24 protein-coding genes are annotated in these 25,946 nt (G+C 61.3%); 18 read left to right on the forward strand and 6 right to left on the reverse strand.

The features are described from left to right. Positions 1-5 precede the first annotated feature (5 nt). On the forward strand, positions 6-815 hold the full coding sequence (locus tag ERD78_RS06510; RefSeq protein ID WP_129968491.1) for a type 2 periplasmic-binding domain-containing protein: 810 nt from the start codon (positions 6-8) through the stop codon (positions 813-815). A gap of 43 nt (positions 816-858) precedes the next feature. Here the strand turns inward: ERD78_RS06510 and epsC are convergent, their stop codons facing one another. Further along, complete coding sequence (gene epsC / locus ERD78_RS06515) at positions 859-1,797, reverse strand: serine O-acetyltransferase EpsC (protein WP_129968492.1); 939 nt, start codon at positions 1,795-1,797, stop codon at positions 859-861. Between the two features lie 90 nt (positions 1,798-1,887). Here epsC and ERD78_RS06520 point away from each other — a divergent pair, with 90 nt between their 5' ends. Further along, positions 1,888-2,103 (forward strand): hypothetical protein, encoded by a 216-nt coding sequence (locus tag ERD78_RS06520; protein ID WP_129968493.1) that lies wholly within the window; start codon positions 1,888-1,890, stop codon positions 2,101-2,103. Positions 2,104-2,147: 44 nt separating this feature from the next. On the opposite strand, the gene ERD78_RS06525 is transcribed toward ERD78_RS06520, so the two are convergent. Further along, the gene (locus ERD78_RS06525; RefSeq protein WP_129968494.1) at positions 2,148-2,894 is read right to left on the reverse strand and encodes a winged helix-turn-helix transcriptional regulator; all 747 of its coding nucleotides are present in this window, start codon (positions 2,892-2,894) and stop codon (positions 2,148-2,150) included. Between the two features lie 147 nt (positions 2,895-3,041). Here ERD78_RS06525 and ERD78_RS06530 point away from each other — a divergent pair, with 147 nt between their 5' ends. Next, a complete protein-coding gene (locus tag ERD78_RS06530) occupies positions 3,042-3,587 on the forward strand; it encodes a VOC family protein (RefSeq protein WP_245152365.1) in 546 nt (181 codons plus the stop codon). 10 nt (positions 3,588-3,597) lie between these two features. On the opposite strand, the gene recJ is transcribed toward ERD78_RS06530, so the two are convergent. After that, positions 3,598-5,313, reverse strand: coding sequence for a single-stranded-DNA-specific exonuclease RecJ (gene recJ / locus ERD78_RS06535; RefSeq protein WP_129968495.1), 1,716 nt, complete (start codon positions 5,311-5,313; stop codon positions 3,598-3,600). Next, positions 5,295-6,230, reverse strand: a complete 936-nt coding sequence (locus ERD78_RS06540) for a hypothetical protein (RefSeq protein WP_129968496.1) — start codon at positions 6,228-6,230, stop codon at positions 5,295-5,297. The genes recJ and ERD78_RS06540 overlap by 19 nt, the downstream gene beginning before the upstream one ends. A gap of 38 nt (positions 6,231-6,268) precedes the next feature. Here ERD78_RS06540 and ERD78_RS06545 point away from each other — a divergent pair, with 38 nt between their 5' ends. The 9 genes from ERD78_RS06545 to ERD78_RS06585 all read left to right on the forward strand — a co-directional run bounded on the left by ERD78_RS06545 (position 6,269) and on the right by ERD78_RS06585 (position 16,063). Further along, positions 6,269-7,540: a lipoprotein-releasing ABC transporter permease subunit gene (locus ERD78_RS06545; protein ID WP_129969069.1), complete on the forward strand. Its 1,272-nt coding sequence runs from the start codon at positions 6,269-6,271 to the stop codon at positions 7,538-7,540. Then, positions 7,533-8,228: a lipoprotein-releasing ABC transporter ATP-binding protein LolD gene (lolD, locus tag ERD78_RS06550; protein WP_129968497.1), complete on the forward strand. Its 696-nt coding sequence runs from the start codon at positions 7,533-7,535 to the stop codon at positions 8,226-8,228. Before ERD78_RS06545 ends, lolD begins: the two co-directional genes overlap by 8 nt. Further along, positions 8,222-9,046: a TatD family hydrolase gene (locus ERD78_RS06555; RefSeq protein WP_129968498.1), complete on the forward strand. Its 825-nt coding sequence runs from the start codon at positions 8,222-8,224 to the stop codon at positions 9,044-9,046. The genes lolD and ERD78_RS06555 overlap by 7 nt, the downstream gene beginning before the upstream one ends. Positions 9,047-9,256: 210 nt before the next feature. Next, positions 9,257-10,231 carry an ABC transporter permease gene (locus ERD78_RS06560; protein WP_129968499.1) on the forward strand — a complete coding sequence of 325 codons (975 nt, stop codon included), beginning with the start codon at positions 9,257-9,259 and terminating at the stop codon, positions 10,229-10,231. Continuing rightward, on the forward strand, positions 10,228-11,151 hold the full coding sequence (locus ERD78_RS06565) for an ABC transporter permease (RefSeq protein WP_245152366.1): 924 nt from the start codon (positions 10,228-10,230) through the stop codon (positions 11,149-11,151). Before ERD78_RS06560 ends, ERD78_RS06565 begins: the two co-directional genes overlap by 4 nt. After that, on the forward strand, positions 11,148-12,131 hold the full coding sequence (locus ERD78_RS06570) for an ABC transporter ATP-binding protein (protein ID WP_129968500.1): 984 nt from the start codon (positions 11,148-11,150) through the stop codon (positions 12,129-12,131). The genes ERD78_RS06565 and ERD78_RS06570 overlap by 4 nt, the downstream gene beginning before the upstream one ends. After that, positions 12,128-13,135 (forward strand): ABC transporter ATP-binding protein, encoded by a 1,008-nt coding sequence (locus ERD78_RS06575; RefSeq protein WP_129968501.1) that lies wholly within the window; start codon positions 12,128-12,130, stop codon positions 13,133-13,135. The genes ERD78_RS06570 and ERD78_RS06575 overlap by 4 nt, the downstream gene beginning before the upstream one ends. Before the next feature lie 43 nt (positions 13,136-13,178). Next, the gene (locus ERD78_RS06580; RefSeq protein WP_129968502.1) at positions 13,179-14,756 is read left to right on the forward strand and encodes an ABC transporter substrate-binding protein; all 1,578 of its coding nucleotides are present in this window, start codon (positions 13,179-13,181) and stop codon (positions 14,754-14,756) included. Between the two features lie 2 nt (positions 14,757-14,758). Beyond that, positions 14,759-16,063, forward strand: coding sequence for an acyl-CoA thioester hydrolase/BAAT C-terminal domain-containing protein (locus ERD78_RS06585; RefSeq protein WP_129968503.1), 1,305 nt, complete (start codon positions 14,759-14,761; stop codon positions 16,061-16,063). Here ERD78_RS06585 and ERD78_RS06590 read toward each other — a convergent pair. Next, positions 16,036-16,974, reverse strand: a complete 939-nt coding sequence (locus ERD78_RS06590; RefSeq protein WP_129968504.1) for a LysR family transcriptional regulator — start codon at positions 16,972-16,974, stop codon at positions 16,036-16,038. The genes ERD78_RS06585 and ERD78_RS06590 overlap by 28 nt on opposite strands. A 198-nt stretch (positions 16,975-17,172) precedes the next feature. Between ERD78_RS06590 and ERD78_RS06595 the strand changes: the two genes are divergently transcribed. The 3 genes from ERD78_RS06595 to ERD78_RS06605 all read left to right on the forward strand — a co-directional run bounded on the left by ERD78_RS06595 (position 17,173) and on the right by ERD78_RS06605 (position 19,944). Beyond that, positions 17,173-18,681 carry an NAD(P)-binding domain-containing protein gene (locus ERD78_RS06595; protein ID WP_245152367.1) on the forward strand — a complete coding sequence of 503 codons (1,509 nt, stop codon included), beginning with the start codon at positions 17,173-17,175 and terminating at the stop codon, positions 18,679-18,681. Between the two features lie 127 nt (positions 18,682-18,808). Continuing rightward, the gene (locus ERD78_RS06600; RefSeq protein WP_245152368.1) at positions 18,809-19,357 is read left to right on the forward strand and encodes a CMD domain-containing protein; all 549 of its coding nucleotides are present in this window, start codon (positions 18,809-18,811) and stop codon (positions 19,355-19,357) included. Next, positions 19,354-19,944 carry a peroxidase-related enzyme gene (locus ERD78_RS06605; RefSeq protein WP_129968505.1) on the forward strand — a complete coding sequence of 197 codons (591 nt, stop codon included), beginning with the start codon at positions 19,354-19,356 and terminating at the stop codon, positions 19,942-19,944. The genes ERD78_RS06600 and ERD78_RS06605 overlap by 4 nt, the downstream gene beginning before the upstream one ends. Before the next feature lie 132 nt (positions 19,945-20,076). Here ERD78_RS06605 and ERD78_RS06610 read toward each other — a convergent pair whose 3' ends face one another. Continuing rightward, positions 20,077-20,643, reverse strand: a complete 567-nt coding sequence (locus ERD78_RS06610; protein WP_245152369.1) for a cysteine dioxygenase family protein — start codon at positions 20,641-20,643, stop codon at positions 20,077-20,079. Between the two features lie 288 nt (positions 20,644-20,931). On the opposite strand from ERD78_RS06610, the gene ERD78_RS06615 reads away from it, so the two are divergent. The 3 genes from ERD78_RS06615 to ERD78_RS06625 all read left to right on the forward strand — a co-directional run bounded on the left by ERD78_RS06615 (position 20,932) and on the right by ERD78_RS06625 (position 25,946). Further along, entirely contained in the window at positions 20,932-23,514 is a 2,583-nt protein-coding gene (locus ERD78_RS06615; protein WP_129968506.1) for a DNA internalization-related competence protein ComEC/Rec2, read from the forward strand. A gap of 106 nt (positions 23,515-23,620) precedes the next feature. Next, complete coding sequence (locus tag ERD78_RS06620) at positions 23,621-24,856, forward strand: 3-methyl-2-oxobutanoate dehydrogenase (2-methylpropanoyl-transferring) subunit alpha (RefSeq protein ID WP_129968507.1); 1,236 nt, start codon at positions 23,621-23,623, stop codon at positions 24,854-24,856. Between the two features lies 1 nt (position 24,857). Beyond that, entirely contained in the window at positions 24,858-25,946 is a 1,089-nt protein-coding gene (locus ERD78_RS06625; RefSeq protein ID WP_129968508.1) for an alpha-ketoacid dehydrogenase subunit beta, read from the forward strand.

Below are 25,946 nucleotides of genomic sequence, written 5' to 3' on the forward strand. Positions count from 1 at the left end.
CTGTCATGAAACGGATGTTCAGTGTGTTCGGCTGCGCTGCGCTGGTGCTGGCGAGCGTCGGACTGCTGTGGACCAGTGAGCCGGAGGCGCAGGCCACGCCGCTGGCTGTGGGACTCAATTATGTGGTGCCGCCGTTCGTGCCAGGCGCAAAGCCGCGCACGCCGGAGTCGCCCGACGAAACCCTTGCGGCACAACTGGCAGAAAAGCTGGGTGCCAAAGAGGTGGATGCCAGGCGGATATCCGCCGGCAGCGTGCCGGCTGATATCGCCAAGGGCGAGGTGGACATCGCGCTGCTGCCATTGAGTTCTGGCCGGCAGCAGGCCTTGTCCGACGCGGGCATGGCCATCGTTCCCACCGGCTATGTGGCCAGGCCCATGGCCATTATGCGGTCGGACACGGATATCAAGTCTTGGGAGCAACTGAAAGGCCGGACGGTGTGTCTGTCGGAGGGCGGCCTGTACACCGGCCACATCGCTTCGCAATATGGCGCGGTGGAGTTGGTCAAGCGCGCGCCTGCCGATTCCTTACTTGCGCTCAGAACAGGTGGCTGCGATGCGGCGGTGCATGACGCCTATATGCTGAACACGCTGCTTGCGTATCCCGAGTGGAAGAAGTTTTCCGCGACGCTGCCGCCAGGGCCGAAGAGGGATCTGGTATTCGTGGCGTCCAGGGACAACGCGAAGGCGGTCGCCGCGCTGCATTCACTGACGCGCGGTTGGCGCGGCAAACACTACCTGGACGAGCTGAACGAGACGCGGGTGCGGGACATCGCCTTCGAGGTCTATCTGGACCAGGAAGTGCCCGATTGCCATTAAGCCGCGCCCAGGCGCTGGCAACCGGTCGCTCCCGGGGCCGCTGTCAGGACTTTTCGACGGCGCCTTCCTCGGCGGGATCGCAGGTGCGTGTACCCTGGAAAGCAGCTTGGGTGACATGACTGCCGGGCGGCACATCGTCAATAAGCCATACATTGCCGCCTATGGTGCAGCCGCGTCCCAGCGTGACCCGGCCCAGTATGGTTGCACCGGCATAGATGACCACGTCGTCCTCCACGATGGGGTGGCGGGGCAGGCCTTTCTCGAGTTTGCCATTCGCATCGAGCGGGAAGCGCTTGGCGCCTAGGGTTACGTGCTGATAGATGCGCACGCGCTCGCCGATGATGGCTGTTTCGCCTATGACCACGCCGGTTCCGTGATCGATGAAGAAGCTGGATCCTATGGTGGCGCCAGGGTGTATGTCGATGCCTGTCTTGGAATGCGCAATTTCGGATGACATGCGCGCAAGCAGGGGCAGTTCGAGCTTATAGAACTGATGCGCGATGCGGTGATGGATCATGGCCAACACCCCCGGATAGCAGAGCAGGACTTCGTCCACGCTGCGCGCGGCCGGGTCGCCCTGATAGGCGGCGAGCACATCGAGATCGAGCTGCCTGCGTATGTCGGGAAGGCAGTTGGCGAAGGCCTGTACCGCTTCGGTGGCGCGACTGTCGATCTGGGCTTCGGTGGCGCAATTGGCTCGCATCTGATAATGCAGTTCGAGCCTGACCTGGCGCACCAGCGCATGCAGCGTGGAGTCGAGCGTGTGGCCGATATAGAAGTCTTCGCTTTCCTGACGCAGATCGAGAGGCCCCAGGCGCATGGGAAAAATAATGCCCTTCAGATCGTCGATGATGCGGGCAATGGCGTCTGGCGAGGGAAACTCGCGGCCCCCCGGCTCGCGCGAACGATGCTGCATGGTCCGCCAGTCCTGGCGAATGTCGTTGAGGGCGGAAACAATGGGCTGAATATTGAATACGGCCATTTAAGGGATAGCTCCGGATGGCAAGTTGGTGTACAACAGGGTGAAGGTAGTGCGACGGCGCGCGAATGCGCGCATGCGGGGGAAATAACTATGATACCAATCTATTCGCCCAGGACGGAATCCGAGGCGGCCGTCATTGTTGCCTTGATGCAGGCTTATGACATTCCGCATGTGATGCAAGGCGGTGCATTCAGCACGATGTATCCAGGCCCTGTGCGTACCAGCCTGAATGTGCAGACATTGCTGGTTGACGAGGCCTATGCCGATATTGCCGGAGAGCTCGTGGCGCCTTTTGCGGACCAATAGGCAATTTTCCCCGTGTGCCGCCGTGCCGATTCGCGTAAGGCAGCTCATGGCGCGGGGGACGCAAGGGAAGCCGGCGGTGGCTGATACCGCGAAGGCAGGCTGAACAGAGACAGAAACCGCTGCAGTGCGGGCAGGCTGCCCTGGTATCGGAGCCGTCCTGCCCGGACCGCGTCGTCGGGATGAAGGCCGCCGAAGGCAAGCGCAAGAAACGTGGCTGAATCCGCCTGCGCAGCCGCATCGGGCAGAGCCCGAGGCGCTGGCGCAGGCGCTGTGGTTTGCATCGTCGTCTCGTTCAGGCGAATGGCATTGAAGCGGGTTTTTGCAACCTGCACGCGAAACAGACGCCCCGCTACCGTAAGATCCACCGCAAGCGCCTTTCTCCCCGCGGCTGTCTGGTTGAACATGGCCTTGAGCGACAGTATGAGCGCATCAGGACCCAGTGCCGCGCCGCGCTGATATGCCCAAGAGCGTGCACCCCATCGGGCAAGCTGGAGCACGATGGACTCGAGTTCCATGCCCCAGTCGGTGAGCGCATATACATGCACACTTGCGGGGCGGGGCAGTTTGCATCGTTGGAGCACCTGCGCCGATTCCAGTTCGTTGAGGCGCTGCGTGAGCACATTGGCGCTGATACCAGGCAAATCCGAGCGCAGTTCGCCAAAGCGTTTGGGCCCGAGCAGCAGTTCGCGAACAATGAGCAAGGCCCAGCGTTCGCCGACCAGGTCCAGCGCATGGGCGGCTGCGCAGCAGTCGGCATAACAGCGTTTGTTGAGTGCATCGGATGAGTTCATGCAGCAATATTACTCCTTTTTTACAAGTTGTTAGTTGTTTTTTAGGACTAACTGATGATACATTGCGCCGCATGGCGACACGCAAGCGGTGTTGCCGCCAGCACGGCCGGCATCCGCCCGTCCGTCATTTCCAATAGGAGACAGTCCATGGAAAACAAACAAGACAATGCCGGCGCACAGAAGGCGGGGCACGGCGGGGTGTCGCCCATCCCGCCGGATATGGCTACCGTAACGCCTCATCTGGTGTGCGCTGGCGCCGCCGACGCAATAGCGTTCTATAAGAAGGCGTTCGGCGCGGTTGAGAAAAGCCGCCTGGAACTCATGCCTGGAAAGATCGCGCACGCATACCTGCGTATAGGTGATTCGGCCATCTTCTTGATGGACGAGGTGCCGGAGTGGAATGCGCGGGGTCCGAAAATGCTGAAGGGTTCGCCCGTTTCATTGCATCTATATGTTCAGGATGTCGACGCGGCAACGGAGCAAGCCATTGCGGCGGGCGCAACGGTCGTTATGCCTGTTGAGGATATGTTCTGGGGAGATCGCTATGGCGTGGTGGAAGATCCATTCGGCCATCGCTGGTCGCTGGCCACGCATGTGCAAGACCTGACGCCCGAAGAAATCGGCCGCAATGCGCAGGAAATGATGGCGCGTGGCGGTGGCGACGGATGCGCCGGGAACCAGGATACGGCCTGAACCGCACGCATCACGCTGTGTCGCCGCAGGCGTACTCCACGATAAGCTGCGCGGAGACGCGGCCGTTCCAGATGTTCTGATCCAGACGGTATGCCACGTCGACGAACTCGGGCAGCATTTCGGCGTGGTTGAACCAGATGGCGTCAAAGCGCTGGTGTCCACGCTCCAGGCTGAGCTTCAGGTGCTTGTCTTTGAGCAGCCGCTGCTGGCGCACCAAAAACGTGTCGCGAAACACCGGAGCCGGAAATCCCGCACCCCATACCTGGCGCTGCAACAGGCCAGCGACATCGGCGTTGGCATAGCCGGTTTCCAGTGAACCATCGGTTTCGATGACGGGTTCGAAAGTCGTTCGGCCCGTCAGTTCGGCGACTGCCGCGTCAAAACCCTGTGAGAACACGCTGTAGGCTTCCTCGCGCAGCGTCAGGCCGGCTGCCATGGCGTGCCCGCCGAATTTCAGAATAACACCGGGGTGCCGCTTGGAAACAAGGTCCAGCACGTCGCGCAAATGAACATCGGGTATGGAGCGGCCCGAGCCGCGCAGCTCGCCGCTGTCCGAGCGCGCAAAAGCCAGCGTGGGGCGCCAGTAGGCTTCTTTCAGGCGCGATGCAACCAGGCCTACGACGCCCTGATGCCACTCCGGATGATAGACGCACACTGTCGCGCGCCCCTCGGGCTGCGGCGATGCCGCGAGCGCCGCCAGGGCCTCTTCGCGCATGGTGTTTTCGATGCCCCGGCGCTCCTGGTTCATGGCATCAAGCTGGCGCGCCAGCTCCAGGGCGCGCGCTTCGTCGTCGGTGGTCAGGCATTCTATGCCGATGCTCATGTCGGCAAGGCGTCCAGCGGCGTTGATGCGCGGTCCGAGCGCAAAGCCGAGATCAAAGCCGCTGGCCTGCCTGGGTTCGCGGCCAGCCACGGCGAACAGGGCACGTATGCCGGCCTGCATGCGCCCATTGCGCATTTTTTGCAGCCCCTGGCTTACCAGCAGTCGGTTGTTGCTGTCCAGCTTGACCACATCGGCCACCGTGCCCAGCGCCACAAGATCGGCAAGTTGATCCAGGCGTGGGCCTCCATCTGCGGGATAGACACCGCGGCGGCGCAACGTGGCCCGCAGTGCCAGCATGAGATAGAAAATAACACCCACGCCGGCCAGATTCTTGGAAGGAAAGCCGCAGCCAGGCTGGTTGGGGTTGACGATGGCCAGCGCCCGCGGCAGGACATCGCCGGGAAGATGATGGTCGGTCACCAGCACCTGCATGCCTGCCGCATGGGCAGCCTCCACGCCGTCCAGGCTCGCGATGCCGTTGTCGACCGTCACCAGAATATCGGGCTTGCCCGAAGGGTGCGACGCGGCCAGCTCCACCACTGCCGGCGACAGGCCGTAGCCGGTTTCAAAGCGATTGGGCACCAGATAGTCCACCACGGCACCCATGTTGCGCAATGCACGAAGCCCGACGGCGCAGGCGGTTGCCCCGTCGCAGTCGTAGTCGGCCACGATGAGCAGCCGCTTACGGTCGCGGATGGCGTCGGCCAAAAGCGCTGCAGCCTGATCCACATGCGTCAGTTGCCCCGGTGGTATCAGCGCCGTCCAGCTCATTTGAGCTTCCCCAGGGCTGCTTACGCCGCGCGCCGCCCACAGGCGCGACAGAAGAGGATGGATGCCGGCTGCTTCAAGCGCGCGCGCCGCATCCGGATTTGCGGCTCGTACGCTCAGTTTTGGGATGACCACCAGGTTCTCCATGTTTGTTTTCGGCCAGGCAACCGGCCCAGCCAGCGGTGCGCGCGGCTGGGAGTCAGTGACACGCTGCGCTCGCGTCCAGTCAGGATGAGTTGGGACGGCATGGTGCCAAGCGGCGCAAACACATGGTTCTCGAGCGCGGCAAGCGCCGTGATCCAGCCTCCCCAGTCTTGTTTGTACAAGGGTTCAAGCAGGTTTTCATGTATTTGCGTGTCGTCTGCGGGGATGCTTGCGAGCTGGCCAGGTCGGGCTCCTCCGTACAGCCACAGACTGTTGACGGGGGGCAGGCCCTGTTCCTGCCTGGCTGCATTGATCGGATGCGCAAACCAGAGCATCTGTATCTCATTGACCAGCCTGCGCCATGGTCTGGCCTGCGCCGCCTGCGGCCACCAGTCGTTGACAGAGGTGACGCTGACAAGCGCAGGGCTGGCGCTTGCGGCGGTGAACCCTTCCGGCGGCGTGAGGCGCCAATGTTCTGTATCGATATGTTCGAGTTGGAATCCGTCTTCCAGGAAGCGATCGTGCACGGATTCGAACAAGGCTACACTCTGGTCTGGTGTGATGGCCAGTTCGCGCGCGGGAAGCAGCGCCGCCCCATCCCGGGATGGGGCGACATGCACCAGCTCGGCAACCCATATGGGTTGATCGTCGTGGTGGCCGGCCTTCCCGGCATGAAGCGGCCCAAGGCCTGTGGCAAAATTCTGGTCACCTTCGGGTTGGAAGCCGCAGGCCTGTAGCAGCCACAATTCATGCGGCAGGCAGCCGGATGCCGCCGTGTCGGCGGCATGGGCGGTGCACCGCGCGTGCGACAGCCATTGCAGCAGGGTGGGCGCGCTGTTCCCCAAGTGGGCAGCCAGTTCGCCGGCAACGGCCGGGTCGGGCAGGGCGCCAGGTAGTACGATACGCATGCCCGAATTGTAGTGGAAAGGGAAACGGTGGCTTGAAGATGTCATATGAATTCTGGATCGGTGCGCGCTATGCCGGCTTGGCGCGGGCAAAACGCAAACGCGGCGGTGGCGATCGCTTCGTCTCTTTCATCGCGGCCAGCTCCATGGTGGGCATCGCCCTGGGTGTGGCGGCGCTGATCGTGGTGCTGTCGGTCATGAACGGCTTCCAGAAGGAGGTGCGTGACCGCATGCTGTCGGTCTTGCCGCACATCGAGCTCTACGCCACCAATCAGCCGCCTTCGGCTATTCTGTCCGGCTGGAAGGCGGTGGCCAAGCTGGCGGAAGAAAATCCCGAAGTCAAGGGCGCGGCGCCTTTCGTATCGGGACAAGGCATGATCATGCGCGGCGAGCAACTGAACGGTGTGCAGATCCGGGGCATAGATCCACCACTCGAAGGCGCGGTTTCCGACATCTCGGGTCAAATGACGTCTGGCAAGCTGTCTACATTGACCCCGGACAGCTATTCCATCGTTCTGGGCAACTACCTGGCCTACACATTAGGCGTCAAGGTGGGCGACACGGTGCTGCTGCTGGCGCCGCAAGGCTCCATCTCGCCCGCGGGGTTTTCCCCGCGCATGCGGCAATTTACTGTCACGGGCATATTCTCGTCAGGCTATTACGAAGTTGATGCCTCCATGGCTTTCATCAATTTCGAGGACGCATCCAAGGTGTTTCGCAATTCCGCGCAAACGGGCGTCAGGCTGCGTATTGCCGACATGCAGAAGGCGCCTCTGGTGGCAAGCAACCTGCAGGCCGCCATGCCCAAGGGCCTGGAAGTACGCGACTGGACAGACAACAATCGAAGCTGGTTTGCCGCGGTGCAGACCGAAAAGCGCATGATGTTCCTGATTCTCGCACTGATCGTGGCTGTGGCTGCTTTCAATCTGCTGTCTTCCCTGGTGATGGCGGTAAAGGACAAGCGTTCGGACATTGCCATCCTGCGCACGCTGGGCGCCAGGCCTGCCGAGGTGGCGCGCATATTCCTGGTGCAGGGCTCGTTGATCGGCATCGTCGGAACAGTGGCGGGCGTATTGTTCGGCATTCTGCTGGCTTTCAATGTGGCCGACATTGTTGCCTTCATCGAGCGGTTGCTGGGTGTGCACTTTCTGCCGGCGCAGGTTTATTTCATCAGCGAGCTGCCGTCGGATCCGCAATTGATGGACATCGTCATCATCGCTGTAACCTCGCTGGTGCTTTCGCTGCTGGCGACCATTTATCCGAGCTGGCGGGCGTCCAGTCTGCAACCGGCACAGGTGCTCCGCCATGATTGAAGCTTCCAGAGATCACGTTTTGCAGGCCACGCACCTGGTCAAGACCTACACAGAAGGCGGCAACATGGTGGAGGTTCTGCGCGACGTCAGCCTGCATGTGGAACGCGGCGAGATGGTGGCCATCGTGGGCGCCTCTGGGTCGGGCAAGAGTACGCTGCTGCATACGCTGGGCCTGCTTGACTTGCCGACATCAGGCAAAGTCTTTATCAATGGCGACGATACCAGCAGTCTGAACGAGGCGGAGCGCAGCCAATTGCGCAACCGGCATCTTGGCTTCGTGTATCAGTTCCATCATCTGCTCCCGGAGTTTTCCGCATTGGACAACGTCGCGATGCCGCTCATTGTGCGTCGCCTCGGCAGGCCGCAGGCGCGAGAACAGGCCAAGATGGTGCTGGAGCAGGTGGGGTTGGCGCATCGCATCGACCACTATCCGGGGCAGCTCTCTGGCGGGGAGCGCCAGCGGGTGGCCCTGGCGCGGGCGCTGGTCACGAAACCCGATTGCGTGCTCGCGGACGAGCCGACAGGCAATCTGGACAGGAATACCGCTGAGTCCATGTTCGAGTTGCTGGTAAGGGTAAACCGGGAGTTCGGCACAGGGTTTGCTATCGTCACACATGACCTGGCGCTGGCGGCGCTTGCGCATCGTCGGCTGTCCATGGTCAAGGGGCAGTTGGACGACGCATGCTGATAGACACGCATTGCCATCTCGATGCCAACGAATTCGACGCCGATCGCAGCGCGGTCATTGAGCGGGCCGCCATGCGCGGGGTCGGCGCCGTAGTCATTCCCGCCGTTTGTCGTGGCAACTTCGATACGGTTCGCGGGCTGGCTGGGTCGTTCAAAGGCGGCGTGTACGCGCTGGGCCTGCACCCGCTCTATGTTCCCGAGGCCACTGATCACGATATGGAAGCGCTGGAGGCGGCGGTCGAAAGCGCGCTGGACGATCCACGCTTTGTGGCCATCGGAGAAATCGGCCTTGATTTCTTTGTGCCGCATCTCAAGGATGCACGCATGGTGGAGCGGCAGGAATATTTTTATATCGCGCAGCTGGATCTGGCTCAACGCCATGGTCTGCCGGTGCTTTTGCACGTGCGCCGTTCGCAAGACAACATCCTCAAGCATTTGCGCCGGTATCCGCAGGTAGGGGGCATTGCGCATGCCTTCAATGGCAGCTTCCAGCAGGCCAGACAATTCATAGATCGGGGCTTTGCCCTGGGCATGGGCGGCGCCATGACCTTCCCGCGTGCGCTGCAGATCCGCCGGCTGGCCGCGCAATTGCCCTTGGAATCGCTGGTGCTCGAAACCGATGCGCCGGATATTCCGCCGGCCTGGCTGGGCAAACCTGGCGGGCCAGTCGCGCGGAACGAGCCTGGCGAGGTGGCCGGTATCGCCGATGCATTGGCGGCGCTGCGCGGCATGCCGCGCGATGAGGTTGTACGGCGCACAGGCGCGGCCGCTCGCCGAGTGCTGCCCCGCCTGAGCGGCGCGGGGCGGCCACAGGCCTGAGGCTGGCCCTGCGGCGCGGCGCTCTCCGAGCCTTTGCGCTCAACAAAAGCTGATTGCGCGATATCCAACTTGTGAAGCAGGGCGCTTGCATGCAAACTCTTTCGCACAGACCGGAATACCAACCGGCAACGATCAATAATGCGAGAGAGACAAGGAAGCAAACATGCCTACGATTTCATCCTGTGAGTGCGGCCAGGAGGGCATGCAGCCATGACGGGTTGGCTTGCAAGGCGGCTGTTCCAGTCGATAGGTGTCATCCTGCTGATGACGATTATTGTTTTTATCGGCATTCACGCCATAGGCGACCCGGTTGCCATCCTGGTGGGCCAGGAAGCGGATCAGGTGGAGCGTGCGCGCATCATTGCGGAGCTCGGCCTGGATCAACCGCTCTGGCGCCAATACCTGTCTTTCCTCAACAGTGCGCTGCACGGCGATCTTGGCACGAGCTTCGTATACAACATTCCCGCAATCAAGCTAATTCTGATGCGGCTTCCCGCCACAGTGGAGCTGGCCGTGGGTGCGCTGTTTCTGGCGATTGTGCTTGGCGTTCCCATCGGCCTGCTGGCGGGGCTTAAGCCTGAAAGCCCCTTTTCCAGGGCGGTCATGGCGGGCAGCATCCTGGGCTTCTCTCTGCCCACCTTCTGGGTCGGCCTGATGTTCATCATGTGCTTCAGCGTAATACTCGGTTGGTTACCGGCTGGCGGACGCGGACAGACGGTCGAGTTCCTGGGCATGCAGTGGTCGTTTCTTACCTGGGATGGTCTGCGCCACATGTTTTTGCCCGCGCTGAATCTGGCGCTGTTCAAGATTTCGCTGGTGATACGCCTGACATGCGCCGGTGTGCGGGAAATCGTGCCGCTGGACTATATCAAGTTTGCCCGTGCCAAGGGGCTGTCGCCGTCACGCATTGTGTGCGTGCATGTGCTGCGCAACATTCTCATTCCGCTGGTTACGGTGCTGGGCATGGAGCTGGGCGCAACGATAGCCGGCGCGGTCGTTACGGAATCCATTTTTTCATGGCCAGGCGCGGGCAAACTGATACTGGACAGCATCAACTCGCTGGACAGGCCCGTCATAGTGGGATACCTGATCGTGATTGTCTGTCTTTTCATCACTTTGAATCTCATCGTCGATATCCTCTATCGCCTGCTTGATCCACGTGTGCGTCTTGGGGGCGAATCATGAGTACAACAACCATGCCGCCGGCACAGGCACCCGTGCCTTTTACATTGGAATCCAACTGGCGCCAGTTCCGCATTGGGTTCTTTGCATCGAAGACGGCCGTGGTTGGCCTGATGGTTGCCATGCTGCTGATACTCGCGGCGATTTTTGCTCCCTGGCTTGCACCACAGAATCCGTATGATTTGATGCAGATCAGCATACTGGACGCACGTTTGGCGCCAGGCACGCCGAGCGCGATGGATAACTTTTCGTATGTGCTGGGCACGGATGGGCAGGGGAGGGACCTGTTTTCCGCCATTCTGTATGGCCTGCGCATCAGCTTGACGGTGGGCGTGGGATCCGCGCTGGCGGCGGCGATGCTGGGCACGGTACTGGGGCTGGTTGCGGCGTACTTCGGTGGCAGGACAGATGCGATCATCATGCGGCTGGTGGATTTGCTGCTGTCCATGCCTTCGATTCTGGTGGCCATGATGATTCTGGCGTATCTGGGCAAGAGCATAGGCAATGTGATCCTGACATTGGTGATCATGGAGTGGGCCTATTATGCGCGCACCGCCCGTGCCCAGGCGCTCGTTGAGCGACAGCGCGACTACGTCGAGGCAGCGCGCTGCCTGGCCATACCGCAATGGCGGATTCTTCTGCGCCACATCCTGCCCAACTGCCTGCCTCCGCTGATCGTCATCGGCACGCTGCAGGTGGCGCGCGCCATCACGCTTGAGGCCACGCTGAGCTTTCTCGGCCTTGGCGTTCCGATCACGGAACCCTCGCTGGGGCTGCTGATCGCAAACGGCTATCAGTACATGCTTTCCGGAGAGTATTGGATCAGCTTCTATCCCGGCATAGCCCTGCTGGTGACCATCGTCAGTCTGAATCTGGTGGGCGATCGTCTCCGGGAAATATTCAATCCGAGGTTGCAGAAATGAGCCATCATCCATTGCTGGAGGTACGCGGCCTGCAGACCCGGTTCTTCACCCGGGCCGGTGCGGTGAACGCTGTCAACAATGTGTCTTTCACGCTCGAGCGGGGCAAGATATTGGGGCTGGTTGGCGAGTCGGGCTCTGGAAAATCGGTCACCGGTTTTTCCATCATGGGTCTGGTCGACAAGCCTGGCCGCGTCGTGGGCGGACAGGTCCTGTTCAATGGGCGAGACCTGGGCCAATTGCGGGAAAGAGAAATGCGCAAGCTGCGGGGCAACCGCATTGCCATGATCTTCCAGGATCCGATGATGACGCTTAATCCGGTGCTGCGTATCGACACCCAGATGATAGAGACCGTACTGGCGCACAAGAAGGTGAGCCGTGCCCAGGCGCGCGAACTCGCACGCGACACAATCGGCATGATGGGCATCGCCTCTCCCGAGGACCGCCTCATGGCCTACCCGCATCAACTGTCTGGGGGCATGCGCCAACGCATCGCCATCGCCATTGCGCTGCTGCATCAGCCGGACGTCATTATTGCCGATGAGCCAACCACGGCGCTGGATGTCACTATCCAAGGCCAGATCCTGTCGGAAATTCAGAATCTGACGGAGCGCTATGGAACCTCGCTGATCTGGATAACGCACGATCTGTCGGTGGTGGCGGGCCTTGCGGATGAGGTCGCCGTCATGTATGCGGGACGTATCGTCGAGTATGGTTCGGTTTCGGATGTGCTCGACCGCACGACGCATCCGTACACGATGGGACTGCTCAACAGCCTGCCCAGCAACAACCGCCATGGCACCCGCCTGAAACAGATACCTGGCATGACGCCCAGTCTGCTTTCGCTTCCGGATCGCTGCGCCTTTGCCGATCGCTGTGCCCATCGCACGCAGGCCTGTGAGCGCATGCCGGAACGCACTGCGGTCTCCGAATCCCATTGGGTGCGCTGCTTCAATCCGATTCTGATCGAGGAGGCGGCATGAGCGCTTCGCCAGACCTCTTGACGCTGAGGGGCATTAACCACCGTTTCGGAGAACGCGCGCCTTCGCTTGCCGACCGCATTCTTGGTCGTATCCGCCCGCCGAAACCGCAGAGCGTGACACACGCTGTCAATAATGTGGACCTGAGCATACGAACGGGCGAGGTCGTGGGTCTTGTGGGCGAGTCGGGTTGTGGCAAGTCGACACTGGGCCGCATCGCCGCCGGACTGATCCGCCCGAGCGCGGGCCGCGTCGAGATTGACGGCGTATCTGTATCGGACATGGATGCGGAGCAGGCGCGGCGTACGCGCCTGCGGGTGCAGATGATATTTCAGGATCCGTATGCCAGCCTGAATCCGCGCCGGCGCATCATGGATACGGTGGGCGAGGCTGTACGCATACATCGCATTGTGCCGCCACAGGATCTCGATGCCTATGTATGCAGCCAGCTTGAGCGCGCAGGGCTGGACCCGTCGCTGCGCGGACGCTATCCGCATCAGTTCAGCGGCGGACAGCGCCAGCGGATAGGCATAGCACGCGCGCTGGCGGTGAATCCGGACATGCTGGTTTGCGACGAGGCCGTTGCCGCGCTGGATGTGTCGATTCAGGCCCAGGTCTTGAACGTGTTCATGGATCTACGCGAACAGCTGAACCTGACGTATTTGTTTATCAGCCACGATTTAGGTGTGGTGGAGCATCTGTCGGACCGCGTGGTGGTGATGTATCTGGGACGCGTCGTGGAGACCGCTACAGTGCATGAGCTGTTTCAGCATCCCACGCATCCCTACACCCAGGCGCTACTTGCCGAGGTGCCGCGCATCGATGTCCGCGGCAAGCGCTTTGCCGCAATCAAGGGCGAGATTCCAAGTCCTATGAATCCGCCATCGGGCTGTCATTTCCATCCACGATGCCCTTTCGCCACGGACCGCTGCAGATCGGAGGCGCCCGCCCTCAGGCAGGTGGCCGCAGACCATTGGAGCGCCTGTCATTTGACGGAAGCAGGCTGACCCAACACTTTCAGATCCATTCATTCAACAACGGAGACGAGACATGAAAAGAACACTGGCAGGTATTCTCGCCGCAGGCGCCCTGGCGCTTAGCGCACAGGCGGGCGCGCAGACACTGACGATAGGCTTTGCCGATCCTCTGTCGTCGCTTGATCCGCAATTGAACAACTTTGCGGGAGACCGTTCCTCAGACCTGCATTTCTTCAGTATGCTGCTGCAAAAGCGTGGCACGGAGCTGACGCCTGATCTTGCTGAAAGCTGGAAGGTTGTTGATCCGAATACATGGGAATTCAAGCTTCGCCCCGGCGTGAAATGGACGGACGGCCAGCCGTTGCGTCCTGAGGACATTGTCTTTTCCATCAAGCGCGCTGGCCATGTGCCGGGCTCTGTGGCCTCATTCGGCGGGTTTGTGCGCATGATAGAAAGTGTGGAGCAGAAAGGCGACGACACTATCGTTGTGAAGACCAAAACGCCCAGCCCGAATCTACCGCTGAACCTTGCGTCCATTCACATCGTGAGCAAGCATGTCGGAGAGACTGCGAAATCCGAGGACTACAACAGTGGCAAGGCGCTGGTTGGAACCGGCCCCTACAAGCTGGTTTCCTACACCCCTGGCGATCGCGTTGTCATGACGCGCAATGATGATTTCTGGGATGGTCCGCAACCCTGGGAAAAGGTTGTGTATCGCTATATTGCCAACGCCGCTTCGCGTACGGCGGCCTTGCTGTCGGGCGATGTCGATGTCATAGACAAGGTATCTGTATCCGATCTGCCGCGGCTCAAGAAAGCGGAAGATGTCTCGGTGTATGCCTATAACGGTCTTCGGGTCATGTTGCTTCAGCCCAGCTTTCGCAAGGGGCCGAATCCCTTCCTGAAGGACAATAGCGGAAAGGAGCTTCCGGAGAACCCGCTGCTCGATGTCCGCGTGCGCAAGGCGCTTTCGCTGGCGATCAATCGCAAGGCGATTGCCGATCGTATTATGCAGGACACGGTTACGGTGGCAAATCAGTGGATGCCGGAGGGAACGTTCGGCTACAACCCTGAGTTGAAGGATATACCCTACGATCCCGCCAAGGCCAAGGCGCTCCTGAAGGAAGCGGGCTTCCCCGATGGGTTCCAGATGACCATGCATGTTCCGTCGGACCGCTATCCGCTTGCGCCGCAAACGGCGCAGGCCGCGGCGCAGTTCTGGGCGCGTATCGGTGTGAAAACCAATGTGGAAGTTGTGCCATGGGCTGTCTATGCCGGACAGGCGCGCAAGAACGAATACGCCATGAGCATGATTGCATGGGGTAACGGCACAGGTGAAGCAAGCTACGCATTGGTGAATATCCTGGCCACGGTATCGCCCGAAAAAGGTCTGGGCGCCTCCAACTGGGGCCATTACAGCAGCGCCAAAGTGGATGATTATCTGCGCCAGGCAACAGCCGAATTCGACGACGCGAAGCGCGAGGCCGTTTTGCGGGAGTCGGCGGTTGCGGTGCGCGATGATGTTGGCATCATTCCGCTGTATCACTACAAGAACATCTGGGCTGCGCGCAAGGGCCTGAAAGTCGTGCCGTGGACCAGCGATCGGACGGTAGCGATGATGGTTACCAAGATCGGCGACAAGCAGGACTAGTCATGAGCAAAGTGTGTCTGACAGTACAGCCTGCGGATGACCTCGTCGACGTGCCCCGCCGCATACGCCTGGAAGGCCTCGCGCCGTGCAGCCAGGTTACGCTGCGGGCGCATACGCGGCGCGCGGATGGCGTCGACTGGCACAGCACGGCGCGGTTCGAGGCGGATGCAGAGGGACGGCTCGATCTGGGCAGCACGGCGCCACTGGATGGCGACTACGAAGGCGTTTCGGCAATGGGGCTGATATGGTCCCAGAAACCGGATGGTGACGGGGTGAGCAACGTCTTTCCGGACAATTTGCTGGAACCCCTGGTGACGCATCTGTTTGCCGAAACGAGCCAGGGCAGCGCCGAGGCCACGCTGGTGCAGCGCTTTGCAGGACAAGGTGTTGTGCGGGAAGATGTGAGGGCAGATGGGCTGGTGGGCACGCTGTTCCGGCCCGCCACGCCGGGGCCTCATCCCGCGGTGATGATATTGAACGGCTCAGGTGGCGGCATCAACGAGCCGCGCGCGGCGCTGTACGCGTCGCACGGCTACGTGGCCCTGGCGCTGGCCTATTTCAAGGCGCCGGGATTGTCCGACTATATTTCCAATACGCCGCTGGAGTACTTCAAGCGCGGACTGGACTGGATACGTGCCACTCAGAAACCGGCCAAGGGTTTTGTCGCCCTGAATGGCCAGTCGCGTGGCGGCGAGCTGGTGCTGCTTCTGGCCTCTATTTACCCGAAGGACGTATCCGCGGTCGTGGCCTATGTGCCGGGTGCTGTGGTACATGGGGGCCAGAATGCGTGTGACCCTGCTGTCGGTCGCGATGGCCCGGCATGGCTGCTGGATGGCAAGCCGCTGGTCCACATCTGGAATGACAACCGAACCGCAAGCTGGGCCGCCTTTGATGCGGGCCAGCGGCACGAGGTTTCCATCAGGACGGCGCTCAGGGATACGGAAGCGGTTGCGCGGGCCCGCATACCCGTGGAGCGCATACGCGCGCCCATTATCCTGCTGTCGGGCACGGACGATGCGGCATGGCCTTCCAGTCTCTACAGCCGGATGGTCGTGGATGCCTTGCGGGCGAATCACTACCCTTATGACTACCAATGGGTGGATACGCCCGACGCCGGCCATGCCATCGTGTTTCCCTATGTGCCGACAACCCAGATCACGCACAGGCATCCGGTGACCGGGCGTCTGTTTACAGGCGGCGGCGCGCCGGGCCCCAATGCGCTTTCCAATGAGAGAACGTGGGAAAGCATCAAGGCTTTTCTGCAGCGCGCTGTGGCCGGTTACGCGGCTGGCTGGCCGGGGCGCTGAGCAGGTTCGGGGTTGCAGCCCATCTTGGGCGCCGACAAGAGGCAGTCAAGCAAGGCCTGTACATATGGCGTCATGTACCGGTCGTCGCGCCGCTTGCAGATGGTAAGCGGCCGAATGGCCCACTCTTCATCCAGCGGAATCAGTTTCACGCCCTTGCAATTCAACGTCTGCAAGACAGGCCGGGGCACAAGCCCTATGCCTGCGTTGGCGCGCACCAGCGAAAGAATGGAGGAAAAGCTGCTGACCTGTATGCGCACATCGATATGCCGTCGCAGTGCGGCGGCCTGGTTGACGATGTAGGTGTATATCGCCGTGCCGCTGTTCATGCAGATGAAGGGGCGCTCAAGGCAGGTGGCGAATGTGACTGATTTCCGGGTGGCCAGCGGATCGTCAGGCGGCACGACCACGACCAACTCGTTAAGCCGGTATGGCAGAAAGACGAGATCTGGATGGTCTTGATTCCAGGTGACGATGCCAAGGTCGGCGCGGCCGCCGACCACGGCGTCAATGGTTTCATGGCTGAGCCGCTCTTCCATGGCCACGCGCACTTCGGGGTAGTCCCGCAGATAGGTGCGCAGGTCGTTAGGTACGAAGGTGGCGATGGCGCTGCTGTTTGCGAACAGGGTTATCTGCGCCTTGATGCCGTTGGCAAACGGCGCCAGGTCGGCATGCATTTGCTCCAGGTCGGCCAGGCAGCGGCGGCAGTGCTCGAGCAGGATCTGGCCTGCGCGGGTTAGCGACACGCCGCGCGCTTCGCGTTTGAACAATTGGGTGCCCAAGGTCTCCTCGAGCTGTTTGATGCGCAGGCTGGCCGAGGAGGGGGCGAGAAAACAGGCTGCGCCACCTCGCGATACGTTGCCCGCATCGGCAACCGCTGCAAAGAGTTTGAGGTCGGTAAGGTCGTAGCGCATGAGGTGTTGTTCCAGACGAAAGTTGCTTTTTATATAACCCGCTTGTTGCGAGGCGGGCTGGCATGAAAGACTACGCCCAAGGGTAGATAGCGTCAACGAGTTTGTCGCAGACAAAACGTGGCACGGCATCGGGACGGATTTCTTCACGCCGTTTGCGGATGCCGGACTGCAGAACGAGACAAGGAAAGTGCGAAAGACATGGCTTATTCAGACAACAGCATGCACAGGGCAGGATATGCGGACGGCAATCTCACCGTACAGGTGGATTGGGGAGAGGAGGCCGAGGCAGGCGTCCGGCCCGGCGGGCTGGCCGCGCTGGAACAGCGGCTGGCGCAGGACCTGGCATGGTTGGACCTGCCGGCGAAGCGCTGGGTGCCAGCGGGCCGTGCGGGAGGCGAGTGCCTGCAGGACGTCGTTATCATCGGCGCGGGCATGGCTGGTCTGGCAGCGGGCACCTGCATGAAGCACCTGGGCATGCAGGCTGTCTTGCTGGACGCGGCACCCGAGGGGTTCGAGGGGCCGTGGGCAACCACGGCGCGCATGGAAACACTGCGCTCGCCCAAGCAATTGACGGGGCCGGCCTTGGGGCTGCCGGCATTGACGTTCAGGGCATGGTACGAAGCACAGTTCGGCCTGGACGCCTGGGACGCGCTGGACAAGATACCTCGATTGCAATGGATGGAGTATTTGCGTTGGTATCGGCGGGTGATGGACCTGGATATTCGCAACAGGCATCGCGTCGTGCGCATCCAGCCTCGCGCGGACCATGTACGCATCGAGTTTGAAGCGCCCGCTGGCCCCGGCGTGTTGCATGCGCGCCGCCTGGTACTGGCGACGGGCCGTGCCGGCCTGGGCGGGCCGTATATACCCGATTTCATGGAGAATATTCCCCGCCGCTATTGGGCGCATTCGTCGGACACCATGGACTATGACACATTGCGCGGCTTGCGCGTTGGTGTCGTGGGCGCGGGCGCGTCCGCCATGGATTCGGCCAGTACCGCGCTCGAGGCAGGCGCCGCACATGTGGACATGCTGATACGCAGATCCGATATTCCCCGGGTAAACAAAGGCAAGGGCGCAGGCAGTGCTGGTTTTACGCATGGCTACCAGCAACTGCCGGACGCCTGGAAGTGGCGGATCAGGCATTACATCAACCGCAGCCAGGTTCCGCCTCCGCGCGGCAGCATGCTACGCGTGTCACGCCATGAAAACGTCAGCTTCAATCTTGCTAGCCCCGTAGTGCGTGTTGCCGAACATGAAGGCCGCCTGCGGGTGGACACCGCGAGCAAGACGTTCGATTTCGACTTCCTCATTCTGTCAACCGGGTTCATGGTCGATTGGGAAACCCGGCCCGAGTATGCGGAAATCGCGCCGCATGTGCGCACTTGGATCGAGCGCTACACGCCGGGTGCTGGGGAGGAAGATCAAGAGCTTGCGACTTCGCCCGACCTTGGACCCAGTTTCGAGTTTCAGGCCAAGGCTGGGCATGACGTGCCGGGGCTGTCGCGCATCCATTGCCTTTGTTATCCCGCAGCCATGTCGCATGGAACCGTATCCGGCGACATCCCCGCGATCAGCGACGGCGCCGAAAGACTGGCCAAAGGCATAGCGGCGCTGCTGTTTGTGGAGAACATCGACACGCATTTTGATCAGCTGGAGAAGTATGACGAGCCCGAGGTGTTCGGCGACGAATGGACTCCTGCCTGATTTGACCGTTGTCAGCACAGGGTCGTATCGCATGCGCGGCGGCCCGTGCGGATTGCCGCCGCCAAGTCCGGCCATGGCCGCCATCCGACGGCATTGGCCTTTCGGCACACTAAAGAGGAGATAAAGCGTGCAAACCTTGAAGGAAGAACTGCATGACGTGCAGACCCACGGCGCCGCCGCGGGGGATGTCATGGATATCGTCACGGGCCTGGTTCCGCCCGATCCACTGTATGACGTGCGCCATGCGCGCGAGAAAGTCGCCGTAGCCATGCAGAAGAGCTATGACGTATTCTTCGATGCCTCGGCACGGGGCCTTGCGTTGCGCGAACGGCTGCTTGTCGCGCTCTATGCGTGCTCATTGTCGGAATCCTCCGCGTTGAGTGCGCATTACAGACAGGCCCTGCATGCGCAAGGCGTGGAGCAGGCTGTGTTGGCCGCCATAGAGACGGATGCCCTGGCGTCCTTGAACGACACACGCTTGACCGTGATCTTGGGTTTCGCCCGCAAGCTCATCGTCAAACCGGTGGAAGGGGATGCAGAGGAGATCAAGCGGCTGCGCGACGCAGGTGTTGCCACACCGGATATCGTCACACTCGCTCAGCTCATTGCGTTTCTTTCGTATCAGATCCGTGTTGCTGCTGGGTTGCTTGCAATGAAGGAGTTGGCATCCAAATGAAAACTGTGATCGAAAACAATGGGTTCACCAACGAAACCCTGGACTGGAAGGCGTGGGTGGACGTCGTGGATTGCGATACGGCCACGCCCGAGCAGATTGAAGTGTTGGAGATGAGCCACCCGCAGGCCAAGTCGTCGGATTACTATCTGGCGTTGGCGCATCAGCCTGAAATACTGCGCCAGCGATCGGAAGCCTACAACACCATTATGTATGCGCCAGGCGGCCTGCCGCGCGCCGAGCGCGAACTGGGTGCACTGACTGTTTCGCGTATCAATGGCTGCGTATATTGCTGCTCGGTGCATGCACAGCGCTATGAACAGATGGCCAAACGCAACGATACTGTGGCGCAAGTATTTGATGATCCACATGGAGCCGGCGCAACGGAAAGAGAGCAGGCCGTGGTCGCCTTTTCCATCAAAATCACGGAATCTCCCGAGCATATCAACGCCTCGGACATTGCGGCGCTCAGGGATGCGGGCCTTGCCGACGCGGAAATTCTGGATCTGATCAACGCCACGTCTATATTTGCGTGGGCCAATCGGCTGATGATGAACTTGGGCGAAGCAGTTCGGCGACGCCGGGCCTGATACACCTGGGAAGCAAACGCCCGGCTGCCTGAAGGCGCCGGGCATTGAAAAGCGGCTGAAAACAGAAATGGCGAGTCCTTGATGTGGCCCGCCATTTTTTTTGTCGTCCTGCGCGGCGGTGCCGCGGGCTGATCAGGCCAGTTCGGCCTCGCGCTGGCTTTCATGCGCTTCGGGCGCAAGGCGATTGACATGCGTGGAGACGCGCGCGGCGTCAACGCCGTAGACATGGATGGAAATGGCGGGGTGCGCCGATGTATTGCGTAGCCGGTGTATTTGGTCCATGCCGGCATGGCCGAACCCTGTTTGTCCTGCAACACGCGCGACCGTTGCGCCGTGGTGGGCGCAGGCATGGCCGGCATCCCATTGATAACGGTCTTCTTCAAGACTGCCACTGAATACGCGGTAGGCGCACCATGTGTAATGCGCATGGACGGGCGTCTGCTGGCCAGGCGACCATACGATGGCCACGACGGTATAGCGCCCCGCGGGATCCGCATACAGCAGATGCCGCGTATAGCACTGGTCATTGCCTTTGCATTGCTCGGGAGTCAGCAGAACGGCATCCGACCCCTGCTCGCAGAGGATGCGCGCCACGGCCTGGGGAAGCTTGTCGGCCGCGCCCTGGCATGCAAGGTCTATTTTCCTGGCCATTGCGGTCAGCAAGGACGCGCGGTGGGAATAGGCTGTTGTACTGTGCATGGTGGTTGGCTCGCAAACTATTTTGATACTTAAAATTCTAAGCAATGCGGCCTGGAAAATTTGCCCCTTTTTGTTGTGAAAAAATCAAAAAACAGCAAGTAATTTTCACATGGCGATGTAATGAGGAATATTTTTCCTTTGCTTCTTCAGAGATAGAAAAAATTCCCTGAATTGGGTGAAAAAACCGCCGCAGCGCATATTCCGATATGGGCAAATTCCGACGCTTCGACCGCACAGCCATCATGTGGCCTATTACGCTGGCGGGCTGTTCTGGTCTTGGGGAGCGGTATGGTGGGGCGCTGTGCGTTGGTGGCGCTTGTGGGAGGGTGCTGGCTGGCGCACGTGCTGCCGGCAATGCCGCAGACGCGCGAACTGGCGTGGATGGCCGCAGCCTTGCTGCTGCCAACGGCATTGGTGGCCTGGTGGCCCGTCCGGCGGGCGAGGTGTCTGGTACTCGCAGGCTGGTTGTTCTGCATCGGGCTGGCTTTGACCGTCATGCGTATTGAATATCGCCTGAGCGATGCGCTCGAGGAAGACAACGAGAACCAGGTGTCGCGCGTGACGTTACGCATAGCGTCCTTGCCCCGGCTGGATGCCGGCCGCCGCCAGTTCGAGGCCGATGTGCTGCATGCGCACCCAGACGGCGTGCCCCGGCGCATCCTGGTCACCTGGGGCGCGTCAGATTGGCGCGGCCCTTATGGCGCGCCGCGTAAAGGCGGCGATGATTTTCCGGTTCTGCGTCCGGGCGAGGTCTGGCGCATGGCGCTTGTGCTTCGGCCAGTGTATGGTGCGCGCAATCTGCAAGGATACGATTATGAGGGTCATCTGTTTGCGCAAGGCGTGCGCGCAAGCGGCACGGTACGCGGCCGCCCACAGTTGCTGCGCGACGAACCTTGGGCTGATCTTCCCACTGTTGCCCAGCGCGCCCGGCACTACGTGAGGGCAGCTTTGCTGCCCCATATAGAGATCCGTCGGTATGGCGGGGTGCTGCTTGCCCTGGCCATAGGCGACCAGGCGGCGGTGCCGGCAGGCGACTGGCAGATATTCAATCGTAGCGGGATCACGCATCTCGTTTCCATCAGCGGCTCGCATGTGACCATGGTGGCTGCGCTGGCAGGCGTATCGGTGCTTTGGTTGTGGCGGCGTGTGCGCTGGGGCCGCCACGGCCTGGCCGAGCGCGTTCCGGCGCGGCTTGCCGCGTCGTGGAGCGCGCTGCTTGTGGCGTGGCTGTATTGCCTGCTTGCCGGCTGGGGCGTGCCGGCCCGGCGCACGTTCTTCATGCTTGCGATTGTCGCCCTTGCCTATGGTGTGCGCCTGCCCATCAGCGGTTCGCGCATTCTGTGCCTTGCCGCAGCGGTGGTGGTCATGCTGGACCCGTGGGCCTTGCTGTCCAGCGGCTTTTGGCTGTCGTTCGGTGCCGTGGCGGTGCTGTTTGCCAGCCGAATGTGGCTGGGAATATCAATGAGACACAACTCAGCCGAGAACGGTCTGGCGGCGCAAGATATCCGGCATGCATCGTACTGGGTCGGACTGCGTGCGTCCCTGGTCGCGGCTGCCCGCTTGCAGCTGAGCGTGACATTGGCACTCACGCCGATATTGGCCGTACTGTTTCACGAGGTTTCAGCGGTTTCGCCGCTGGCAAATGCCTATGCGATTCCTGTCATCGGCCTGTTCGTGACGCCTGTGGCGCTGTTGGCGGCCGCGGCCGCCTGCGTGCCCGGACTGAGCTGGTTGGCTCAGAGCCTGGTCTGGCTTGGGCATCTGGGCCTTGAGGCGGTCATGGCGCCCACAGCGTGGCTGGCCAGCCTGCCTGTCGCCAGCTTTGCGGTCGCCGCCGCACCATGGTGGATTACCGCATTGGCTGTGGCGGGCGCGGCCTGCATCCTGATGCCTTATGGTGCACCGTTCCGCCGCATGGGCTGGTTGCTGCTGGTGCCCGCGCTGTGCTGGCGGCCCGCGCGTCCGCCAGAGGGCGGCTGGGCGCTGCATGCACTGGATGTGGGTCAGGCCGGCGCGGTTGTCGTGCTTACCGCGCGCCACACGCTGCTGTTCGATACAGGCGCGCGCCGAAGTCCCGAATCCGAGGACGGCAGCCGGATTATCGTGCCGTTTCTGCGCGCGCAGGGCGTGCGCAGCGTGGATACGTTGGTGGTATCTCATGCGGATATCGACCACGCGGGCGGATTGCGCGGCGTGCTGGCGAATTTTCCCGTAAAGAGATCCTATGCGCCGTTCGACATCGAGGCGCATATGGCCGAGGAGGCGCGCAAGCTGCAGCAGGGTGCTCAGCGGCAGCCAGGCAAACACGAAGATGCGCTTGCGTTGCCGCTTGCCAGGGATCGGTGCATGGCCGGCATGGCGTGGACGGTGGATGGCGTCCGGTTTGAGTTTCTTTGGCCGGCGCACCCGGCACGCGATAACCAGGCCATGCACAAACGCTCGGGGCGGCGCAATGAACGCAATCACGGAGGATGCGTGCTGCATATCAAAGGCAGGCACCATGCCGCGCTGCTTACAGGCGATATTGGTGCTCTGCAGGAGCAGGCGCTGGTGCGCCAGGGCCTGGCCGCAACCGATCTGGTCATGGCGCCGCATCACGGTTCGGCATCCTCTTCGAGCGAAGCGCTGATTCAGGCTACGAATGCGCGCCATGCCGTTGCCCAAGCGGCGCGCTGGAGCAGGCATGGCCATCCCAGCCCGTTGGTGCAGGCGCGCTGGGAGGACAGCGGCGCCGTATTCTGGCGCACCGACCTGCATGGTTCCATCCACGCAAATTCCAGTGCCAAGGGGTTGGATGTGCGCAGCGCCAGGCAAATGCACCGCAGGCGCTGGGATGCGTCGCCTGTCAACTTGCGCATCGAACGCGAATAGGCGATGATAGTTTCATCCTGCCCACAAGGCTGGGAAAGCCGGCCCACAAGGCATGGCTTTGAAAGCAGCAAAGAAAATTCCACAAGATATTTTCAATAAAGCGACCATGAGACAAAACAAATCACTGCGGCTCCATGTCCCGGAGCCCACCGGCCGTCCCGGCCATGCCACCGATTTTTCCTATCTGCGGCTCGAGCCCGCTGGCCAGGCCCGCAAACCCCCTCTCGATACCTCTGTCGCCGACAGCGCCGATCTGGCCTACAGCCTCATCCGCGTGCTCGATGAGCACGGCAAGGCCGTGGGAGCCTGGGCCGAACCTGATCTGGACCCGGAGCTGCTGCGCAAGGGGCTGCGCGTGATGATCAAGACGCGCATCTATGATGCGCGCATGCTGATCGCCCAACGACAGAAGAAAATGTCTTTCTATATGCAGAGCCTGGGCGAGGAGGCCATCGGCACGGCGCAGGCCATGGTGCTGCAAAAGGGCGATATGTGTTTCCCGTCGTATCGCCAGCAGAATCTCCTGATCGCCCAGGATGTGCCCCTGGTCGATATGATGTGTCAGCTGTTTTCCAACGACATGGATCACCTCAGGGGACGCCAGTTGCCTGTCATGTATTCCATGCCGGAGTATGGCTTCTTCACGATTTCCGGCAATTTGGCAACGCAGTTTGTGCAGGCTGTGGGCTGGGCGATGGCATCGGCCATCAAGGGTGACACCAAGATATCTTCCGCATGGATAGGTGATGGCGCCACGGCCGCGGCCGACTTCCAGACGGCATTGACGTTTGCGCATGTCTATCAGGCGCCCGTCATCCTGAATGTGATCAACAATCAATGGGCCATATCCTCCTTCCAGGCAATTGCCGGGGGGGAAAGCACGACTTTCGCGGCGCGCGGAACGGGAACAGGCATCGTCTCGCTGCGCGCGGACGGCAATGACTTCCTGGCTGTGCACGCGGTGTCGAAATGGGCGGCCGAACGTGCGCGCAACAATCTTGGCCCCACGCTGATCGAATGGGTGAGCTACAGGGCGGGTCCGCATTCCACCTCCGACGATCCCTCCAAGTATCGGCCGGCCGACGACTGGTCCCGGTTTCCGCTGGGCGACCCCATAGAACGCCTGAAGCAGCACCTCATCTTGCGTGGCGAATGGTCCGAGGAGCAGCACCAGCAGGCTCAAAAGGAGATCGAGGCGGAGGTGATCGCGGCCCAGAAAAAGGCCGAGAGCCACGGCACGCTGGCCAATGGGCGCACGTCCAGCGTGTCGACGATGTTCGAGGATGTCTACAAGGACATGCCCTGGCATCTGCGTCGTCAGCGCCAGCAGGCGGGGGTGTAGCATGAGCCAGCAAAAGAAAGCCAATACACACCCCATGACCATGATTCAGGCGCTGCGTTCGGCCATGGATGTCATGCTCGAGAACGACGAGAACGTCGTGATTTTCGGCCAGGATGTCGGCTATTTCGGCGGCGTTTTCCGTTGCACCGAGGGTTTGCAGGCTAAATATGGCAAGCATCGGGTTTTCGATGCGCCGATTTCCGAGGGCGGCATCGTGGGCGCCGCGGTAGGCATGGGCGCCTATGGTCTCAGGCCTGTGGTGGAGATCCAGTTTGCTGATTACTTTTATCCCGCCACCGACCAGATCGTGTCGGAAGCGGCAAGGCTGCGCTACCGGTCGGCGGGCGATTTCACCGCGCCCTTGACCATACGCATGCCCTGCGGCGGCGGCATCTACGGCGGACAAACGCACAGTCAGAGTCCCGAGGCGCTATTCACGCACGTTACCGGTTTGCGCACTGTCATGCCGTCCAATCCCTACGATGCAAAAGGTCTGCTGATTGCCGCGATCGAGTGTGATGACCCGGTCATTTTCCTGGAGCCCAAGCGTCTCTACAACGGGCCTTTTGACGGACACCATGATCAACCTGTGGTGCCGTGGTCCAAGCATCCCCTGGGCAATGTGCCTGACGGCCACTACGCAATTCCACTGGAGTCCGCATCGGTGTTTCGTCCCGGAAAAGACCTTACTGTCATTACATACGGCACCATGGTCTTCGTGGCCGAGGTTGCCGCACGGGAAACCGGCATCGATGCCGAAATCATCGATCTTCGCAGCCTCTGGCCGCTGGACATCGATACGATCACCGCTTCCGTGCGAAAGACCGGCCGCTGCGTGGTGCTGCACGAGGCCACGCTGACCAGCGGCTTTGGTGCGGAAATCACGGCGCTCGTGCAGGAGCACTGCTTCTATCACCTGGAGGCGCCCATAGAACGGGTTGCGGGTTGGGACACGCCCTATCCACATGCGCATGAATGGGCTTATTTTCCAAGTCCCGAGCGGGTAGGCAATGCCTTCAAGCATGTCATGGACGAGTCTCCGGGCCGGTTCGACAGCGGCGCGGCCGGCGCAATCGCAGGAGGGCGTTGA

The organism is Allopusillimonas soli (assembly GCF_004153445.1).
In the GTDB taxonomy this organism is placed as follows: Bacteria; Pseudomonadota; Gammaproteobacteria; order Burkholderiales; family Burkholderiaceae_B; genus Allopusillimonas; species Allopusillimonas soli.

What these genes read in the sequence shown, in the direction of transcription:
- ERD78_RS06510 (WP_129968491.1), top strand. Translation starts at nt 6, where the DNA reads ATGAAACGGATGTTCAGTGTGTTCGGCTGCGCTGCGCTGGTGCTGGCG.
- epsC (WP_129968492.1), bottom strand. Translation starts at nt 1,797, where the DNA reads ATGGCCGTATTCAATATTCAGCCCATTGTTTCCGCCCTCAACGACATT.
- ERD78_RS06520 (WP_129968493.1), top strand. Translation starts at nt 1,888, where the DNA reads ATGATACCAATCTATTCGCCCAGGACGGAATCCGAGGCGGCCGTCATT.
- ERD78_RS06525 (WP_129968494.1), bottom strand. Translation starts at nt 2,894, where the DNA reads ATGAACTCATCCGATGCACTCAACAAACGCTGTTATGCCGACTGCTGC.
- ERD78_RS06530 (WP_245152365.1), top strand. Translation starts at nt 3,042, where the DNA reads ATGGAAAACAAACAAGACAATGCCGGCGCACAGAAGGCGGGGCACGGC.
- ERD78_RS06540 (WP_129968496.1), bottom strand. Translation starts at nt 6,230, where the DNA reads ATGCGTATCGTACTACCTGGCGCCCTGCCCGACCCGGCCGTTGCCGGC.
- ERD78_RS06545 (WP_129969069.1), top strand. Translation starts at nt 6,269, where the DNA reads ATGTCATATGAATTCTGGATCGGTGCGCGCTATGCCGGCTTGGCGCGG.
- lolD (WP_129968497.1), top strand. Translation starts at nt 7,533, where the DNA reads ATGATTGAAGCTTCCAGAGATCACGTTTTGCAGGCCACGCACCTGGTC.
- ERD78_RS06555 (WP_129968498.1), top strand. Translation starts at nt 8,222, where the DNA reads ATGCTGATAGACACGCATTGCCATCTCGATGCCAACGAATTCGACGCC.
- ERD78_RS06560 (WP_129968499.1), top strand. Translation starts at nt 9,257, where the DNA reads ATGACGGGTTGGCTTGCAAGGCGGCTGTTCCAGTCGATAGGTGTCATC.
- ERD78_RS06565 (WP_245152366.1), top strand. Translation starts at nt 10,228, where the DNA reads ATGAGTACAACAACCATGCCGCCGGCACAGGCACCCGTGCCTTTTACA.
- ERD78_RS06570 (WP_129968500.1), top strand. Translation starts at nt 11,148, where the DNA reads ATGAGCCATCATCCATTGCTGGAGGTACGCGGCCTGCAGACCCGGTTC.
- ERD78_RS06575 (WP_129968501.1), top strand. Translation starts at nt 12,128, where the DNA reads ATGAGCGCTTCGCCAGACCTCTTGACGCTGAGGGGCATTAACCACCGT.
- ERD78_RS06580 (WP_129968502.1), top strand. Translation starts at nt 13,179, where the DNA reads ATGAAAAGAACACTGGCAGGTATTCTCGCCGCAGGCGCCCTGGCGCTT.
- ERD78_RS06585 (WP_129968503.1), top strand. Translation starts at nt 14,759, where the DNA reads ATGAGCAAAGTGTGTCTGACAGTACAGCCTGCGGATGACCTCGTCGAC.
- ERD78_RS06590 (WP_129968504.1), bottom strand. Translation starts at nt 16,974, where the DNA reads ATGCGCTACGACCTTACCGACCTCAAACTCTTTGCAGCGGTTGCCGAT.
- ERD78_RS06595 (WP_245152367.1), top strand. Translation starts at nt 17,173, where the DNA reads ATGGCTTATTCAGACAACAGCATGCACAGGGCAGGATATGCGGACGGC.
- ERD78_RS06605 (WP_129968505.1), top strand. Translation starts at nt 19,354, where the DNA reads ATGAAAACTGTGATCGAAAACAATGGGTTCACCAACGAAACCCTGGAC.
- ERD78_RS06610 (WP_245152369.1), bottom strand. Translation starts at nt 20,643, where the DNA reads ATGCACAGTACAACAGCCTATTCCCACCGCGCGTCCTTGCTGACCGCA.
- ERD78_RS06615 (WP_129968506.1), top strand. Translation starts at nt 20,932, where the DNA reads ATGGTGGGGCGCTGTGCGTTGGTGGCGCTTGTGGGAGGGTGCTGGCTG.
- ERD78_RS06620 (WP_129968507.1), top strand. Translation starts at nt 23,621, where the DNA reads ATGAGACAAAACAAATCACTGCGGCTCCATGTCCCGGAGCCCACCGGC.
- ERD78_RS06625 (WP_129968508.1), top strand. Translation starts at nt 24,858, where the DNA reads ATGAGCCAGCAAAAGAAAGCCAATACACACCCCATGACCATGATTCAG.